The following is a 17,357-nucleotide window of genomic DNA, read 5'->3' on the forward strand; positions in this document are numbered from 1 at the left end:
GTCCCGCCGCGATCGGCGAAGCCTTAGGAGACGATGAACTTGGCGACATCCAAGAGCCTCGCCGCGTAGCCCCACTCGTTGTCGTAGAAGGCGACAACCTTCACCACGTCGAGGGCCTTGGACAGGACCATGTTGTAGGCGACGGCCACGACGCAAGAACGGTCGCGGGCGATGACGTCGCTCGAGACGATCGGGTCTTCGTCCACCTCCATGACCTCGCCCAGCGGGCCCTTGGCCTTCTCGCGGAACGTGTCGTTGAGGGCCCTCAGGGCTTCCTTCATCGCCTCTTTGGGGTTGGAGCTGGAGCTGGGGAGCGGCCGCTTGAGCTTGGCCACGAAGTCCGACACCGAACCGCACGGCACCGGGACGCGCATCGCGATCCCGTCCAACTTGCCGGCGAGGTCGGGGAAGATGGCGGGGATGGACCGGGCGGCCCCGGTGGAGGTGGGGATGATGTTCGCCGCCGCCGCCCGCGCCCGGGCGAGGTCGGAGTGGGCCGCGTCCACCAGCCGCTGGTCGGCGGTGTACCCGTGCACCGTGGTCAGGAACCCGTATTCAATTCCGAACGACTCGTGAAGGACCTTCACCACCGGGCCGAGGGAGTTGGTGGTACAGGACGCGGCAGACACGATGTCCGGCTTCCCCCGGTCCAGGTATTGACCCTCATTCACGCGCCACAGGATCTGGAGGACCTCCGCGCTCTCCTCGCCGCGGGGCGGGGCGGTGATGAGCACCTTCTTCGCCCCGGCCTTGAGGTGGGCCCCGGCCTTCTCCGGGTCACGGAACACGCCGGTGGCCTCGACCACCACGTCCACCCCGAGCACCTTCCACGGGAGCTTCGCCGGGTCGGCCTCGGCCAGGAGCTGGACCGACTTGCCCCCGATCTTAAGGGCGTTCCCCGCCAAGCCCACCGGGAGGTCATACCGGCCGTACACCGTATCCCAGCGCAGGAGGTACGCTGCCCATGTGCCGTCCACTCCGCCCTTTTTCTTGTCGAAGAACGCGAGATCGTTCACGGCCACGATCTCCACCGCTGGGTCTTTCGCCGCGATGCGGGTGAAGACTCGCCCGATCCGCCCAAACCCGTTAATGGCTACCTTGACCACAATTCCTCCTTCCTACCGGCACGTCGCCGGTCAGCTCCGGACGGAAGCTTGGGGCGAGCAAGCTCCCTTGCCGGACCATCACCGGCTGGTCGCCCAGCCGCGCCAGCACCTCCACGCCGCTGCCCACCCGGCGCACGAGCGGGGCGCGGATGAACACGGCCGGGACGTCACCAAGCCCATCGGCGGACACCACCGTCGCGAACGAGTCCACTTGGCGGCCAGTGGCATTGCGTTCCACGGCGATGTCGATGACCCCGAAGAACCGTTCAGGCCAGTTCGTGATCTCGCGGGCCAGGAGCACCATCCCCGCGCAGGTCCCGAACGCCGGGAGCCCCTCTCGCAGAGCCTGTCCCAGTGGCTCGGCGAGCCCGTCCCGGGCCATGATCCGCCACATCGCCGTGGGCTCCCCGCCCGGGAGGACGATGCCGGCAAGGCCGTGCAGATGCTCCGGGCGCAGGACGGGCCGTCCTGTGGCGCCAAGGCGATCGAGCACGCGGAGGTGCTCCCGGACGTGCCCTGAACCGCAAGGACCCCGATCGTCATCGATGCTGCATGAGCTCCCGCTCGGGGATCTCCTCGATGGCGAGCCCAGGCATGGCCTCGCCGAGCCCAGCCGAGACCTCGGCCAGGAGCTGCGGATCGTCGTAGTGGGCGCAGGCGAGCACGATCGCCCGGGCCCGCTTCTCCGGGTTCTCGCTCTTGAAGATCCCCGAGCCCACGAATACGCCATCCGCCCCGAGCAGGCGCATCAACGCCGCGTCGGCCGGGGTGGCGATCCCGCCGGCGGCGAAGTTGACCACCGGAAGCCGCCCCTGCTCCTGGATGGACTCCAGTACCTCCACCGGGGCCCCGAGCTCCTTGCCGTAGCTGACAAGCTCGGCGCGGGACATGCCGGACAGGCGCCGGATCTGGTCGTTCAGGACTCGCATGTGGCGCACGGCCTCCACCACGTTTCCGGTCCCGGCCTCGCCCTTGGTGCGGATCATCGCCGCCCCCTCGGAGATCCTGCGGGCGGCCTCACCCAGGTCCCGGCACCCGCATACGAACGGGACCTGGAACTGCCACTTGTCGATGTGGTGGAACGGATCGGCTGGGGTGAGGACCTCGCTCTCGTCGATGAAGTCCACCCCGAGGGCCTCGAGGATCCTGGCCTCGGCGATGTGGCCGATCCGGCATTTGGCCATGACCGGGATGGACACCGCGGCCTGGATCTCCTTGATCTTCTTGGGGTCGGCCATGCGGGCCACGCCCCCTGCGGCCCGGATGTCCGCCGGGACCCGCTCCAGGGCCATCACCGCCACCGCCCCCGCCTCCTCCGCGACACGCGCCTGTTCGGCGGTGGTGACGTCCATGATGACCCCGCCCTTGAACATCTCGGCGAACCCCGTTTTCACCCGATAGGTGCCCTTCTCCATCGCCCCCACCTCGCGCGAAAAAAGCTTGCGCAGATCATTATAGCGAGTGGTAACCTCCCCGCACCCTGGAGCCGGCGGGAGGGATCGAACCTCCGGCCTGCGGTTTACGAAACCGCTGCTCTGCCTGCTGAGCTACGCCGGCTTGAGAAGCCGACCAAACTTGGTTCCGGCGGGAATCTTAGTCCTAGACGGCTCCATCCGCAAGGCCACGTCCCGTCCAGGGGACGATGGCCGGCGGCAAGGGATGGGGACACGGCCGACCCTCGGTTGCTCCTCCCCCGGCGTGGTTATAATGGAAGGCTATAATGGAAGGCCATGACGGGAGATCTGGTTGGCATCGATATTGGGTCGCTCACCGTGAAGGTAGCGCTGGTGGACGAGGGGGGCACGGTGAGGTGGGAGGCCTACCAACCCGCCCATGGCGACCCCCTCCACACCACCCTCTCCATCCTGGAGCGGCTCTTCCGTGAGCACGACCCGTCCCAGCTGCGCGGGGTGGGGGTCACCGGATCCGGGGGCCGGCTTCTGGGGGAGATCCTGTCCGTCCAATATGTGAACGAACTTGTGGCCCAAACGCGCGCCGTGCAGGTGTACCATCCCGAGGTCCGCACCGTGATCGAGATCGGGGGGCAGGACTCCAAGCTCCTCATCCTCGATCATCAGGATGGCCGTCCGGTCTTGGTGGACTTCTCCCTCAACACCCAATGCGCCGCGGGGACGGGATCGTTCTTGGAGCAGCAAGCCGCGCGGCTCGGCCTCGCCATCGAAGAGTTCGCCGCGCTCGCCGTCCAGGCCCAAGACCCCCCGTACATCGCCGGCCGGTGTGCGGTGTTTGCCAAATCCGACATCGTCCACCTCCAGCAGGTGGGGACCCCGCTCCCTGAGGTCCTGGGGGGGCTGTGTCTCGCGCTCGCCCGCAACTTCCTGTCCGACGTGGGGCGGGGGCGGGAGTTCCGGCGGCCGATCCTGTTCCAGGGGGGGCTGTCCAAGAACCAGGGCATGGTGCGCGCGTTCGAGGCGGTGCTCGGCCTCCGGGCCGGGGAGCTCATCGTCCCCCGCCACCAGGTGCTGATGGCCGCCATCGGCGCCGCCTTGATGGCCGGAGAGCGGGACGGGCAGCCATTTCGGTGGGAGGAGGAACGGAGCAGGCTCGTGCGGGCCATGGAGGAGCAGCGCCGCGGCGGGCCCGGGGGCCATGTCCGGCTCACCGGCGCCACCCTGACCGCCCCCACTGGGCCGTGCACCGCTGGCGCCACCGCCGGGTACCTCGGGATCGATGTGGGATCGGTGAGCACAAAGGCGGTGGCCATCGACGAGGAGGGACAGCTCGTGGCCAAGGTGTACCTGCGCACCCGGGCCGATCCGCTGGGCGCGGCCCGGGACTGCCTCCGCCAGCTCAGGGGGGACCTCAGCGGCGCGTTCCGGGTGCGTGGGGTAGGGGTGACCGGGTCGGGCCGGGAGCTCGTGGGCCGGTACGTCCGGGCGGACGTGGTCAAGAACGAGATCACCGCCCAGGCCCGGGCGGCGGCGTTCATCGACCCGGAGGTGGACACGATCTTCGAGATCGGCGGCCAGGACTCCAAGTTCATCCGCCTGGAGGATGGAGTGGTGGTGGACTTTTCCCTGAACAAGGCGTGCGCCGCCGGGACGGGGTCGTTTTTGGAGGAGCAGGCGGCCCGGCTGGGCCTTTCGATCGCGGACCTGATCGAGCTCGCCCTTGCTGCCCCTGAGCCCACCCGCCTGGGGGAGCGGTGCACGGTGTTCATGGAATCGGATCTCATCCACCACCAGCAGCGGGGGCGGACGAAGATGGACCTCGCCGCCGGGCTCGCCTATTCCGTGGCCATCAACTACCTCAACCGGGTGGTGGGGGATCGCCCGATTGGGAAGAGGATCCTGTTCCAGGGCGGTGTGGCCGGGAACCGGGCGGTGGTGGCCGCCTTGGAGAACCTGGTGGGCCGGCCCGTGCGGGTGCCGCCGCACTTCGAGGTCACCGGGGCCCTCGGGGCGGCCCTCATCGCCAAGGAGGCCTTGACATGACCAGGTTCCCCGGGTTCGACCTCGCTGACCGCACCTACCGTACCCGCCAGTTCACGTGCCGCGGCTGCCCCAACGTGTGCCGCATCACCGAGGTACGGTTCGGGGAGGAACGCCCGTTCTACTACGGCGCCCGCTGCGACCGGTACGAGGTGCGGCCCGAGGCAAAGCGCCTCGAGCCCGACCTCTTCCGAAGGCGGGAGGCGATCCTGTTCAACCCGGAGGGGGAGCACAAGGACCTGGAGGGCGTGCTCCGCTTCCCTCCGGACGGGGAGGTGCGGGGCCGGGTGGGGGTCCCCCGGGCCCTGCTCACCTGGGACCTGTTTCCGTTCTTCCGGGAGTTCTTCCGGGCCCTGGGGTACGAGGTCGTCCTGTCCCCCCTCACCCACCAGGGGCTGGTCCGGTCGTCCCTGACGGCGGCCCCGGCCACCGCCTGCCTCCCGGTGAAGGTTGTGCACGGCCACGTGGAGGAGCTGGTCGAGGCGGGCATCGACCGCCTGTTCCTCCCGGCCCTCATCGATGCCGACCACCCCACCACCCGCACCAAGACCAACTACAACTGCCCCCTCGTGCAGGCCCAGCCGTACATCCTCAGTGCGCAGTTCGACTTCCGGACGCTTGGGGTGGAGGCGATCACCGACCCCATCCACTTCTACCCGTGGTTCTACGGGAAGGCCCGGCTCATCCAGGAGCTGGGGGGGCTGGCCCGCCGGCTGGGGGCGGGGTCGCGGGAGGCGGAGCGGGCGATCGCTCAGGCCATGGCCACCCAACGGGAGGCGCAGGCCGGGCTCCGGGCCCTCGGGGAGGAGGCGCTGGCCCGGGTGGCCGGCGGGGCCCTGGGGGTGGTGGTGCTCTCCCGGAGCTACAACGGCTGTGACCGGGGGCTGAACCTCACCGTGCCGGAGAAACTGGCCGCGCTTGGGGCTTTGCCCATCCCCGTGGACGCGCTCCCGTGGGAGGAGGTGGATGTCGACCCCCTGTACCCGTTCATGCAATGGCACGGGGGCAAGCGGATCCTCGCCGCGGCGGAGATCGTCCGCCGTACGGAGGGCCTATGGGCGGTGCACCTATCCCACTTTAACTGCGGACCGGACTCGTTCATCGCCCACTACCTCCGGGAGGCCCTGCGGGGGAAGCCGTTCCTCACCCTGGAGCTGGATGAGCATTCCGCCGATGCCGGGGTCATCACCCGGCTGGAGGCGTACCTGGACTCGGTGGCCGCCCTCACGCACAAGCCCAGGCCGGCGGCGGCCCGGCCCCTGGCCCGGCCGCGGGCGGCGTTCGACCGCACCAAGACCATTTACCTCCCGTACATGTGCGACCACAACCATGCGTTCACCGGGGCCCTCCGCCGCTTCGGGTTCCACGCGGAGACGCTTCCCCCACCGGACGAGGAGAGCCTGACCCTCGGGCGCAAACACTCCACCGGCGGGGAGTGCCTCCCGTTCATCCTCACCACCGGGGACTTCCTGAAGCTCGTGCGCCGGAAGGATTTCAACCCGGCCAGGTCGGCCCTGTTCATGCCCACGAGCAGCGGCCCGTGCCGGTTCTGCCACTACTTCGCCGCCCAGCGGCTGATCCTGGAACGCCTCGGATGCGCGGTGGACTTCATCTCCCTCGAAGCGTACGGCGGTTACACCATCGAGGACCTGGGCACCGCGTTTCGCCGCACCGCCTGGTACGGGATCGTCGCCGTGGACTTCCTGCAGAAGCTCCTGTGGCGGACGCGCCCCTACGAGGCGGTGCGGGGGACCGCGAGCGCCGTGTACCGGGAGGCGTTGCGCACGGTGGAGGAAGCCCTCGCCCAACGGGGGATCAAGGGGTTGCTGGCGGTTCTCCCCGGGGTGGTGGCCCGGTTTTCCGGGATTGAGCTTCGCCCGGAGGAGCGGCCGCTCGTGGGCATCGTGGGCGAGATCTACGTGCGGGCCAACCCGTTCAGCAACGCCGGCCTCGTCGACCTCGTGGAGGAGCTGGGCGGAGAGGTGCGCATCGCCCCGGTGGCGGAATGGCTGAACTACAGCATGTACAAAAAACAAGGGGACAGCCGGGTTCGCCGGGACTGGCCGGCCTACTTCAAGGCCCGTCTGGAACGGTATGTTCTCCGGCACGATGAGCACCGGGTGGCCGAGCTCTGCCGGGGCGCGGTCGCCCCCTGGGAGGCTGAGGAACCCACCACCCCCGAGGTGGTACGCCACGCCGAACCGTACATCTCCGAGGCGTACCGTGGCGAGCCGGTGCTCACGGTGGGGAAGGCCATCGACTACGCCCTCACGGGGTTCGACGGGATCATCAACGTGATGCCGTTCAGCTGCATGCCGGGGACGATGGTGGCCGCGGTGTCCACCCGGGCCAAGCGTGACCATGGGATCCCCTGGCTCAACCTCACGTTCGACGGCCAGGAGCAGGCCCACCTGCGCACCCGGCTGGAGGCGTTCCTCCATCAGGCGGACCTCCACCGGCGCGTCGGGAAGGGGGGCTAGGCTGTTCTGTTTCAACGCAATGTTACAGTGGGGAACGATCCGCGCTACCTTAGAGAAGGGACGAGGGTAACCGCGGCAAACTCACCGGGAATCCGACAGAGACCTGCCAGGCGTGCCGTTCGCAATGGAAGAGGGACCGCTGGCCATCAAACATCAAGGTCTGAGCCCACAGCCTTCCTTACACAAACGACGCCACAAAGTAGTACAGTCCAACAAAGAAGATTGGGGCGTAGACGAGAAGCAGCTTCGTGACGAGGCCGGTGATCGCCATGCCCCGGGCCGACGAGCGGAGGCCAAGGCTCCCAAACACGAGCCGGCAAATCCAAAGGCTGGCAGGCAAAGGAGATCAACCCGCCCCCTTGGCCCCCACCGCCTCCGCCACGTCCGGGAGGTCGAGGGAGGCCAGGCGGGCCTTGAGCGGCACCCCGTCGCGGCTCCAGCCGCGGGCCTCGTAGTAGTCGTCGAGGAGGAGCTGGAGCTCCTCGTAGGAGACGCGGTCCCCGGCCGACGGGCCCTCGGGGATCGGGTCCTCCATCACCCGCACCGGCAGGTGGTCTTCCTTCCGCGTGAACCCCTCCCGGACGTTGAACGCCCGGGCCAGGTTGTAGGTCCGCTCCCCCACGGTGAGGAGCTCGGCCGCGGTGAAGGAGAGGCCGGTCTGGGCGGCCACGAGGTCGGGGAGGCCCTCGAGGAAGAACATGTGCCGGGAGAACTTGCAGATCCCGAGGGTGTCGTACACGGCCATCAGGTCCTCGTGGAACTTGACCTCAAACCCCTTGCCCCGCAAGCTCCGGCGGTCCACGGCCTCGAACCGCCACCACGAGCCGCCGAACTCCGTGCCGTACACGCCGGCCGTCAGGTGGTCCCCGCCCCGAAACGCCACCGCGAACGCGAGGGCCACCCCCTTGGAGCCGCGGATGTCGTAGGCCGGAAGCTCCATCCCTTTGATGTGGATCGCGAACGCCTCTCCCTTGCCCAGACGCTCGCAAGCGGCCTTGGTCCCATCGGAAAGGAGCTTTCCTACCCTCCCTTCGCGCCTGCCCATCCGCTCAAGCACCGCCAGGAACGCGTCCTCGTCGCCGAACTTGAGGTCGATCCCGTCCAGGTCCTTCTTCGTGAGGAGGCCCCGCTCCACGGCCTCCATCGCCCACGCCACGGTGACGCCAGCGGAGATGGTGTCTAGCCCCAGGACGTCGCAGATCTCGTTGGCCTTGGCCACCGCCTCGATGGACGCGATCTCCGGGGCCCCGCCCAGGGAGTACAGGGTCTCGTACTCCGGCCCGTCCACCTCGGTGCCCGCGTACTTGCCCTGCTTGATCTGGAACAGTTTCCCGCAGGGTTTGGTACAGAACGGGCAGGCCACGTTCCTTTCCACGTACTTGGGAGCCCAGTGGTACGGGTCGAGCTCGATCTTGCCGCCCTTGGCCCGCGTGTAGGCGCTCTGGAAGTAGCCCCACTGCCAATTGCGGGACGGGAACGTGCCGGACACCTGGTTCATCCAGTCCAGGAACTCGCCGGATCCGTAGGCCATGTCCGCCTTGGTCGCCGGGTGATCGCGGAACACCTCGTTCCAGTACTTCCCGAGCGCCTTGACCCGCTCCGGTTCGGCCATCGGCACCGGGGCGTTGCCTTTCACCAGAATCGCCTTGAGCTTCTTGGCCCCCAGCACCGCCCCGCCCCCGCCCCGGCCGGCCTGGCGGCCGTCGCACTCGATGGTGGCGATGCGGGAGACTTTTTCCCCGGCCGGGCCGATCACCGCGGAGCGGTACCCCTCCCCGAACCTCTCCGCCAGCGCCTTCCGCGTGGCCCGGGTGTCCAGACCCCACAGGTCGGGAACCTCCTCCAGGCGGGCCATGCCGTCCTCCACCACCAGGGCCAGCGGGGCCTTGCTCGCCCCCGTGATGAGGAGGGCGTCAAAGCCGGCCTTGCGCAGGGTTACCCCGAGCCACGCCCCGGCTACCGACCGGGCCAGGGTCCCGGTGAGTGGGGAGCGGAACACGAACGTGGTCTTGGACGCGGTAGGGATGCCCGTCCCGGTGAGGAGCCCCGGTACCATGGCCACCGCGTTCTCCGGCCCGAGGGGCTCGGCCCCTTTCGGGATGTGGGTCCACGCCAAATGCACCCCCAGGCCGAACCCGCTCAGGTACAGGCGATAGGCCCGCTCCGGGATCTCCTCCACGTTCGTCCTTCGCTGCGACAGGTCCACCACCAGCATCTTGCCCGCCACGCCGTTCATCGAGCCTCCCTTCTCATTCCACCCCGGAAAGCGTCGGACTTTCCGGGGACCCCGAGATCCACACCTGTCTTTTCGTCCATGGCGATCAGCGCGCTTCCGCACGCCCTCCCTGGGCGCAGGCACAGCCCCGCCCCGCGGGGATGCGGGGGATGGCCAGCGTCAAAAGCTGGGCCAGCCGGGGCCGGCACGACTCCATCACCCGGGTCACCTCGTCCGCTTTTACCGGTTCCTGCCCCCACACGTCGAGGTCGGTGATCACCGCGCACGTGGCATAGCACATCCCCAGCTCCCGCGCCAGCACGACCTCCGGCACCAGGGTCATGCTGAGGAGGTCCGCCCCGAGCACCTCCCGGTACACCCGGGACTCGGCGCGGGTGGAGAACCGCGGGCCCTCGAAGGTGAGGCAGGTGCCCCCGCGATGCACCCGGAACCCCGCCGCCTCCCCGGCCGTGGCGAGCACGTCCCGCAGCTCCGGGCAGAACGGGTCGGCGATGGAGGTGTGGACCACCACCGGGCCGTCGAAGAACGTGGTCGGCCGCCCACGGGTCCAGTCGATGAACTGGTCAGGCAAGACGAGGTCCCCTACCGTGTGCTCCGGACGCAACCCGCCCATGGCCGATACGGCCACCACCCGCTCCACCCCAAGCTCCCGCAGCGCCCACAGGTTGGCCCGGTACGGGATGCGATGAGGTGGCAGACGATGGCCCGCACCGTGCCGGGGGAGGAACGCCACCGTCCGGCCGCCGATGGTCCCTACCACGAGGCCGTCGGCATGGGGGCCATACGGGGTAGACACCGCCTGTGGCTCGGCGTCGCCGAGGGTGCCGAGCCGCCAAAGCCCTGATCCGCCGATGACCCCGATCGCTCGAGACCCCAATGGATCGCTCCTCGTTTAGTATACCGGGCCCCTGCCGAGCGGGACAACTCCGGCCCGGGATCAGGACGCTCACCCCTTCACCAGCTGTTCCAGGTAGCGGCGGATTTCGTCCAGGCCGTAGATCGTGCGCCGCGCTTCGAGGTCGTCGAGCCACGCCTCGGCCACGGTGTCATCCCGCACCACCTCGACGTCCTCGATCCCCAGCACCTCGAGGAGGAGCCGTGCCTCCCGCTCGATGTCGGCGTCCTTGGCCCGCAGCATGAACCGAGGTAGCCGCAACGCCTCTCACCCCTCGGGTTCCGAGTTTAGTCGGGAGCAGGTGTGCTTCCACCCCGGCCATGGATGGCCCCTTGGATCCTTGTCGAGGTCGTTCCCCACGGTATAATGGGGTCTGCCTTCGGGGGCTTCTTCACGGGATGTCCTGGGTTCCCAGGATGGTTTTTGCTGCACACCTAAGGATAGCCATGAGCGGGGGAGAACTTTCCATCCGCACGGAGGGGCTGACGCGCGTGTTCCGCCCCAAGCGCCGCGAGGCGCGGGGGGAGAAGCGGGAGATCACTGCCCTCGACCGGGTGGACGTTGAGGTCCACCGGGGAGAGCTGTTCGGCGTGCTTGGGCCGAACGGGGCGGGCAAGACGACCCTCATCAAGATCCTGGCCACCCTGCTCGCCCCCACGTCCGGCCGGGCGTGGGTGGCCGGGGTGGACGTATCCGAAAACCCGTGGGAGGTACGGCGGCACATCAACATGGTGTCCGGGGGCGAGTCTTCCGGGTACGGCCTCCTCACCGTGGAGGAGAACCTGTGGATGTTCTCCCAGTTCTACGGGATCCCGAGCCGCGTCGCTCGGGCCCGCATCCGCGAGCTCCTTTCCGTGGTGGGCCTCGCCGACCGGGCGCGGACCAAGGTCTACCACCTCTCGACCGGGATGCGCCAGAAGATGAACTTCGCCCGGGGGTTCCTCACCGACCCGGAGATCCTGTTCCTGGATGAGCCGACCCTGGGCCTGGATGTCCAGACGGCCCGCACCCTGCGCGCCTACATCCGGGACTGGATGGACCGACACCCCGACCGCACGATCCTCCTCACCACCCACTACATGCACGAGGCGGACGAGCTGTGCGACCGGGTCGCGATCATCGACGGGGGGAAGGTGCTGGCGTGCGATACGCCGGCGGCTCTCAAGCGGACCCTCCAGCGGGAGGCGATCTTCCGCCTGCGCGTGGCCGCGCTCGCCGATCCCGAGGTCCTGTTCCAGGGGGTGGCGGGCGTGCACCGGTTCACCCACGCCGCCCGCGACGGATACGTTGAGCTCGACGTGATCCTCGGCGACGAGAACGCCCTCCTCGCGGTGCTCGGGGGGATCCAGCGCGCAGGGGGCCAGCTCCTGTCGCTCGAGAAGCGGGAGCCGACCCTGGAGGACGTGTTCATCCGCCTCGTCGGCCGGGGGCTTGGAAGCGGAGAAGGGGCTGGGGCATGAGGCGGCGCACCGAGTGGCGGATCTTCTGGCGCACGGTGGTCGGGCGGGCCTACCCCCGGGTGATCGGGCTCCAGCGGGAGAAGAGCTGGATGCTGTTCGAGGTTCTGCTCCCCCTCCTCCAGGTGGCGGCGTACGTGTACATCTACCGGGCCATCCAGGCCCCGCCGGAGTTCACCGGGTTCGTGGTTCTCGGTGGGGCGATGACCGCGTACTGGATGAACATCCTGTGGAGCATGGCGAGCCAGCTCTACTGGGAGAAGGAGACGGGGAACCTCGAGCTCTACATCATCGCCCCCACGTCGCGGATGGCGATCCTGCTGGGGATGGCCGCGGGAGGGATCGCCTCCACCACGATCCGGGCGCTGGGGGTGCTCACCGTGGGCGTCTTGATCTTCCGCGTGCCGATGGAGGTGACGAGCGTGCCCGCCCTCGTGGGCGTGTTCCTCCTCACGTTGGTCGCCCTGTACGGGATGGGGATGCTCATGGCGTCGCTGTTTCTCCTCTGGGGGCGGCAGGCGTGGCACCTGGCGAACCTCCTCCAGGAGCCGGTGTTCCTCCTCTCCGGGTTTTACTTTCCGGTGCGGGCCCTCGGGTTCCTGGTGGCGCTGGGAGCCTCGATCGTCCCGATCACGTTGGGCTTGGACGCGATGCGCCAGCTCCTCTACCCGCAGATGATGGAGGGGTTCAGGTTTCTGCCTGTGGGGGCCGAGCTCGGGGCGCTCGCTGTGCTGGGGATTGCGTTTCTGTTCTTTGCGCACCGGGCGCTGCGGTTCTTTGAGAACCTCGCCCGGCGGGAAGGGCGCCTCACCCTGAGGGGCCAGTGATGACGATGGAACGTTTTCACCGCAGAGACCCAGAGGTCGCAGAGAAAACCAGTTCCGGAAATGAATCAAAGTTTCCAAGGGTTCGTAGCTTCGCAGCTTGTCTGCGACGAACAGCCGTCGGGGATGAACCCCGACGCTACGACCTCTTCTCTCTGCGAACTCCGCGGCTCTGCGGTGAGAATGCTCCGCGGGGGTGGTCATGACGGCGCGGGTGAGAGGTGGAGAGTCGTGGCGGAGCCTGCGGGTGGCAGCGTGGTTGGGTTGGCAGATCGAGTCCAACTGGACGGACCCGTTCCTGTTCGCCGTCTACTCGGTCGTCAAGCCCGTGGCCGGGGCGCTGATCCTCGTGTTCATGTACCTCGTCGTGGCCCGCGGGGGCCTGGACAACCCTCTCTTCCCGTACGTCTTCGTGGGAAACGCGTTCTACATCTACGTGGGGGCGGTGCTGATGGGGATCAGTTGGGTCGTCATCGACGACCGCGAGCACTACGGGATGCTCAAGTACCTGTACACCGCCCCCCTGAACATCTACACCTACCTCATCGGCCGCGGGGCGGCCCAGACGGCGATCGCCACGGTGGCGACGACGATCACCCTCCTGTTCGGGGTGGGGGCGCTGGGGATCTCGATCCCGCCGGGGGAGGTGGACTGGGGGCTGCTGGCCGTGGCCCTCGTCCTCGGGCTCTGTGCCCTGGCGTTCATGGGGATCCTCCTCGCTGGTGTGACCCTGATCACCGCGCGGCACAACTACTTCGTCGGCCAGGGGGTGGCCGGGGCCCTGTACCTGTTGTGCGGGGCCGTGTTCCCTCTGGACGTGCTCCCCCGGGGGCTCGCGGCGGTGGGGCGGGCCCTCCCGGTGACGTACTGGTTGGAGGCCCTGCGCCGGGCCCTCCTCGGGGGCGGGGGGAGCCAAGCCATCGCCGCGCTCTCGAACGGGGCTCTCTTCGGGATCCTGGCCGGGTCCACCGCTACCCTGGCCGTGTTGTCGGTCCTGTTCTACCGGTGGGCGGAGCGCCTCGCGCACCGGAAGGGCCTCCTCGACATGCAGACCATGTACTGAGGCCCTGCGGCCCCCTGCGTTGGCCCTTGCCCCAACCCTGGAGAGCCGCTACCATGGCGTGAGGAAACGAAGGGAGATGGAGTTCCGGTGGCTGGGCGGGTCAGAGCTCTGGGTGTCCGCGATCGGCCTGGGGACGCTCGCGTTCGGCGGGGCGTACGGCCCGGTGGACGAGGGGGAGGCGGTCGCCGTGGTGCACCGCGCCCTCGACTGCGGCATCAACTTCTTCGACACCTCCGACAACTACGGCCACGGCCGGGCTGAGGAGCTCCTGGGCCGGGCCCTGCGCGGCCGGCGGAAGGAGGCCATCGTGGCCACCAAGGGCGGCACGGCCGTGGACGCCCGGGGCCGGCCGAGCAACGACGCCCGCCCGGAGACGATCCTGCGGGCCGCCGAGGGGAGCCTCAGGCGCTTGAGGACGGACTGGATCGACCTCTACCAGCTCCACCTCCCCGACCCGGCGACCCCGTTTGCGGACACGGCCCGGGCCTTGGAGCGGCTGGTTAAGGCGGGCAAAGTCCGCTACGTCGGGGTGTCCAACTTCTGGGAGGAGGACCTCCTGGGCTGGCTTGAGGTCGGCCCGGCGGTCGCGAACCAGATGCCCTACAACTTCCTCCACCGGGACATCGAGGACGGGCTCCTCCCGTTGTGCCGGAAGCGGGGGATCGGACTGATCGCGTACCAGCCGCTCCTCTTCGGCCTCTTTTCCGGCCGGATCGGGCCCGACACGACGTTCGCCCTCCATGACCATCGCCGTGCATACCCGCACTTTGTGGAACTCATCCGCGCGGCCGCGGACCTGAGGGAGAGCTTGGGCGCGCTCGCCCGGGAGTGGGGCCTTGTGCCCGCCCAGCTCGCCCTGCGGTGGGCCATCTCCCGCCCCGGGGTGACCTGCGCCATCCCCGGGGCGAAGCGCCCGAAGCAGGTGGAGGAGAACGCCCGCGCCGGGGAGCGACCGTTCACCCCTGACGAGCTCGGTGAAATCGATCGGATCTTGACGGGGTCTCAGGTGTCCGTGCTCCGGACGATCGACCTTCCGGTGGAAGAGGTGCGGGACGGCCCGCGGGGGCGGTACGCGGTGCTGGCGATGGGGATCAGGGTGAGGGTCCCGGACGGGGTCGAGGCCGGGGACATGGTGACGATGGACATCGTCACCGGACAGCTGGAGGCGGTTCATGGCGGTAGAGGTCCGCGGGGCGCGGCCTGAGGACAAGGCGGCGATCCTCGCCATCTCCGCCCAGGTGTGGGGGGGAGAGGACTACGTCCCGAACGTCCTCGATGGCTGGCTTTCTGAGGGCGGCCTCGCCGTGGCCGAGCTGGACTCGCATGTGGTGGGGTTCGCCAAGCTGACCCTCCTCGGGCCGGGGGAAGTGTGGCTTGAGGGGCTGCGGGTGGACCCGGCCCACCGGGGGAAAGGCGTGGCCAAGGCGCTTGCCCAGCACCAGTTCGAGTCCGCGCTGGCCTTGAAGCCGCGCTCGATCCGGTTCGCCACCGCCGAGGTGAACGCCGAGAGCCTCCACATCGCCGCAAAGCAGGGGTTTCGGGAGGTGGCGCGGTTCACCTACGTCGAGGGCCCGGTGAGGGAGGAGGCCGCGCCCTCCGGGGTCTCCCCTGTTCGCGACGTTGAGCCGGCCTGGGCCTTCATCCGCGCCTCGTCCGCGTACCGCGATGCGCGCGGGTTGCTCGGGCTGGGCTGGCGGTTTCCGGAGCTCACCCGGGAGCGGCTCGCGCACCTCCTCGCCCAGGGGGCCGTCTTCGCCTGCGGGGACCCCCCCGCGGGGATCCTCGTCCAGGCCCCCGATCCCTACGCCCCCCAGGCGTTCTCGTCCCTGGCCTTCCTCGACGGAGATCGGGGGGCGGTGGAGGCCCTCCTTCGGTCGGCCCACGCCCACGCCCGGGACCGCGGCCAGGAGCATCTGTCAGCAATGGCCACCGACGACCGGATCGAGGTCCTCGCCCGCCACGGGCTCGTTCCCCTCCCGGACTTCCGCTACGTCCTCGCCCTGGAGTACCCCATCCCCCCGCGGTGACGGCACCGAGCGCTCAGATCCCCTCGACGGTGTCCAGGGCGTCCCCGGGCGGGCAGGGGGCGCGGCAGCCGGAGTCGGGGCTGGACAGGTAACTGCACGTCCCGGGGTTCGTGCGGCAGGCCTTGATCCGGTACCAGTACTTGAGACCGACGAAAGCGGTCGCGTCGGAGAACGAGGTCTCCGTCACGTTGTCAGCGAGGAGGGGAAACCCCACATCGGGATTGCGGTCCCGGAACACCTTGTAGTAGTCGGCCCCCGGCACGGGGTCCCACGTGACCACCACCCGGTCGGCGTAGGTCCCGTCGCTGGCCTGGACGTTTGTCGGGGCGGGCGGCCAGCCCGCGTACCCCACGACGGCTGCCGACTCGGGCCCGCACCCCGCTGCATTGCAGGCCTGAACTTTGTACCAGTACAGTCGGCCGTGGTTCTCCGCGCCCACCGGGTCCGTGAACGCCACAGCGGCGGTGGTCTCCAGGACCTGGAACGGCCCGCTGTGGGCCTCACCCCGGAGGACCCGGTACGCCGTGGCCCGTTCCACCGGCATCCAGGTGATCCGGATCTCGCCCTCGAACTCGGCGAGCGAGGCCCGGAGCCCGGTCGGTGCCTGGTCCGGCGGGAGCGGTACCTCGTTCAGGAGGTCGCACCCGGCGAGGACGATCCCCAAGGCGAGGAATACCCCCGCCCACCCCATCGCCCGGAGTCTCTTCCTCAGCTTGGCCCTCATGTCCCCTCCTCCCCGCGATCATAGGGCGTCTCCCCCCAGCCGGACAAGGGGGGGAGCGCCGGGTCCAGCTGCCCGAGTTCGTCCAGGAGGTCTCCTGGGGCCACCCCGGCCGCGGCCGCGATCTCCTCTTCCAGGGCCAGGAGCCCAGGAAGCGCCTGGGCAATCTCCGCCCCTTGGGCGGTGTAGCGGCAGGACAGGGCCGTCACCCGGGCCACGAGCCCCACCACCTCGTCCCCCTCCACGACCTTGTCCGCGTAGTGGACGAGCTTCTCCTCCCAGGTCACTGGGGTCGCGCCCAGGACGTGGCGCTCGGCGATCGCGGCGAGCCTGGCCGCTCCCAGGTCCCGCAGGATCTGGCCTGCTCTCACCCCGTGGTCGGCGGGCACCGCGGAGGAGGCCTTGTCCAGGTCGTGGAGGAGGGCCCCCCGGTGGGCGAGCAGGGGGTCCACGGCCACCCCCCGCTCCCGGAGGCGCCGCGCCAGGTGGTGGGCGGCTGCGGCCACAGCCAGGGAGTGGCGGACGATGTTCTCCGGGACCGCGTGTTCCCGGAGGAGGCCCAGCGCTTCCGCAACGTCGGGCAGAAACGACCGCCCCAGGACGTCCGGGAGGTCCCCGAGGGTCTGGACCTCCCCATCGTGAATGGGGTGCGCGAACGGACAGGGCATCCCCGCGGGGTTGTACCAGATGGCGCGCAGCCCGGCCCCCTTGGCGCCGACCACGTCGGACCCGTAGCTATCGCCGACCATGGCGGCCTCCTGGGGTTCGACGCCGAGGGCAGCGAGGGCCATGTGGAAGAACCGTGGCTCGGGCTTGGCCGCTCCCAGGTCGCCGGCGGCGAAGGTGGCGTCCACGTACCGGTCGAGGCCGGCCCGCTCCAGGGCCTCCCGGAGGGAGGCGGCGTTCGTGGCGAGGGCGAGCGTGTAACGGCCGTGGAGCGCCCGCAGGGCCTCCTCCGCCCCGCCCTCCCCGGACGGGGGGAGCTCCCGCGCCAGGGTCCCTCCCCAATCCAGCAGCACCGCCCGCACCGGGGAGCCCAACGCGCCCACGGGGCGGATGATAGCGCGCCGGGGGGGCCTTTGGGTAAGATCGCGGC

At 69.3% G+C, this 17,357-nt stretch carries 16 protein-coding genes and 1 tRNA gene; 7 read left to right on the top strand and 10 right to left on the bottom strand.

Translation table 11 applies throughout. The annotated features are described in order from the left end of the window. Positions 1–23: 23 nt before the first annotated feature. The 4 genes from NUV94_03420 to NUV94_03435 form a co-directional block, all read right to left on the bottom strand. Positions 24–1,109, bottom strand: a complete 1,086-nt coding sequence (locus tag NUV94_03420) for a type I glyceraldehyde-3-phosphate dehydrogenase (protein ID MCR4391834.1) — start codon at positions 1,107–1,109, stop codon at positions 24–26. Continuing rightward, positions 1,087–1,599, bottom strand: a complete 513-nt coding sequence (gene pdxT / locus NUV94_03425; GenBank protein ID MCR4391835.1) for a pyridoxal 5'-phosphate synthase glutaminase subunit PdxT — start codon at positions 1,597–1,599, stop codon at positions 1,087–1,089. The genes NUV94_03420 and pdxT overlap by 23 nt, the downstream gene beginning before the upstream one ends. A 46-nt stretch (positions 1,600–1,645) precedes the next feature. Beyond that, positions 1,646–2,521: a pyridoxal 5'-phosphate synthase lyase subunit PdxS gene (gene pdxS, locus NUV94_03430; GenBank protein ID MCR4391836.1), complete on the bottom strand. Its 876-nt coding sequence runs from the start codon at positions 2,519–2,521 to the stop codon at positions 1,646–1,648. A gap of 66 nt (positions 2,522–2,587) precedes the next feature. After that, positions 2,588–2,663: transfer RNA gene (locus NUV94_03435), tRNA-Thr, on the bottom strand. 173 nt (positions 2,664–2,836) lie between these two features. Here NUV94_03435 and NUV94_03440 point away from each other — a divergent pair. Then, positions 2,837–4,561, top strand: a complete 1,725-nt coding sequence (locus NUV94_03440; protein MCR4391837.1) for an acyl-CoA dehydratase activase — start codon at positions 2,837–2,839, stop codon at positions 4,559–4,561. Then, a complete protein-coding gene (locus NUV94_03445) occupies positions 4,558–7,038 on the top strand; it encodes an acyl-CoA dehydratase activase-related protein (GenBank protein MCR4391838.1) in 2,481 nt (826 codons plus the stop codon). The genes NUV94_03440 and NUV94_03445 overlap by 4 nt, the downstream gene beginning before the upstream one ends. A gap of 178 nt (positions 7,039–7,216) precedes the next feature. On the opposite strand, the gene NUV94_03450 is transcribed toward NUV94_03445, so the two are convergent. The 4 genes from NUV94_03450 to NUV94_03465 form a co-directional block, all read right to left on the bottom strand. Then, on the bottom strand, positions 7,217–7,378 hold the full coding sequence (locus tag NUV94_03450; protein MCR4391839.1) for a hypothetical protein: 162 nt from the start codon (positions 7,376–7,378) through the stop codon (positions 7,217–7,219). Between the two features lie 6 nt (positions 7,379–7,384). Further along, positions 7,385–9,274 carry an aldehyde ferredoxin oxidoreductase family protein gene (locus tag NUV94_03455; protein MCR4391840.1) on the bottom strand — a complete coding sequence of 630 codons (1,890 nt, stop codon included), beginning with the start codon at positions 9,272–9,274 and terminating at the stop codon, positions 7,385–7,387. 85 nt (positions 9,275–9,359) lie between these two features. Continuing rightward, entirely contained in the window at positions 9,360–10,151 is a 792-nt protein-coding gene (mtnP, locus tag NUV94_03460; GenBank protein ID MCR4391841.1) for an S-methyl-5'-thioadenosine phosphorylase, read from the bottom strand. A gap of 69 nt (positions 10,152–10,220) precedes the next feature. Continuing rightward, a complete protein-coding gene (locus tag NUV94_03465) occupies positions 10,221–10,430 on the bottom strand; it encodes a hypothetical protein (protein ID MCR4391842.1) in 210 nt (69 codons plus the stop codon). Positions 10,431–10,615: 185 nt separating this feature from the next. Between NUV94_03465 and NUV94_03470 the strand changes: the two genes are divergently transcribed. The 5 genes from NUV94_03470 (at position 10,616) to NUV94_03490 (ending at position 15,540) form a co-directional block, all read left to right on the top strand. After that, positions 10,616–11,629: an ABC transporter ATP-binding protein gene (locus NUV94_03470; GenBank protein MCR4391843.1), complete on the top strand. Its 1,014-nt coding sequence runs from the start codon at positions 10,616–10,618 to the stop codon at positions 11,627–11,629. Next, positions 11,626–12,453, top strand: coding sequence for an ABC transporter permease (locus NUV94_03475; protein ID MCR4391844.1), 828 nt, complete (start codon positions 11,626–11,628; stop codon positions 12,451–12,453). Before NUV94_03470 ends, NUV94_03475 begins: the two co-directional genes overlap by 4 nt. Positions 12,454–12,652: 199 nt before the next feature. Then, positions 12,653–13,513: an ABC transporter permease gene (locus NUV94_03480; GenBank protein MCR4391845.1), complete on the top strand. Its 861-nt coding sequence runs from the start codon at positions 12,653–12,655 to the stop codon at positions 13,511–13,513. Positions 13,514–13,589: 76 nt separating this feature from the next. Further along, positions 13,590–14,717, top strand: coding sequence for an aldo/keto reductase (locus NUV94_03485; GenBank protein MCR4391846.1), 1,128 nt, complete (start codon positions 13,590–13,592; stop codon positions 14,715–14,717). Continuing rightward, complete coding sequence (locus NUV94_03490; protein ID MCR4391847.1) at positions 14,686–15,540, top strand: GNAT family N-acetyltransferase; 855 nt, start codon at positions 14,686–14,688, stop codon at positions 15,538–15,540. The genes NUV94_03485 and NUV94_03490 overlap by 32 nt, the downstream gene beginning before the upstream one ends. A gap of 13 nt (positions 15,541–15,553) precedes the next feature. On the opposite strand, the gene NUV94_03495 is transcribed toward NUV94_03490, so the two are convergent. Together NUV94_03495 and NUV94_03500 are read right to left on the bottom strand one after the other, a co-directional pair. After that, the gene (locus tag NUV94_03495) at positions 15,554–16,264 is read right to left on the bottom strand and encodes a hypothetical protein (protein MCR4391848.1); all 711 of its coding nucleotides are present in this window, start codon (positions 16,262–16,264) and stop codon (positions 15,554–15,556) included. Then, a complete protein-coding gene (locus NUV94_03500) occupies positions 16,261–17,310 on the bottom strand; it encodes an HAD-IA family hydrolase (GenBank protein MCR4391849.1) in 1,050 nt (349 codons plus the stop codon). The genes NUV94_03495 and NUV94_03500 overlap by 4 nt, the downstream gene beginning before the upstream one ends. Positions 17,311–17,357: the final 47 nt, after the last annotated feature.

The sequence above is a fragment of the Candidatus Acetothermia bacterium genome (assembly GCA_024653305.1).
Taxonomy (GTDB): domain Bacteria; phylum Bipolaricaulota; class Bipolaricaulia; order Bipolaricaulales; family Bipolaricaulaceae; genus JACIWI01.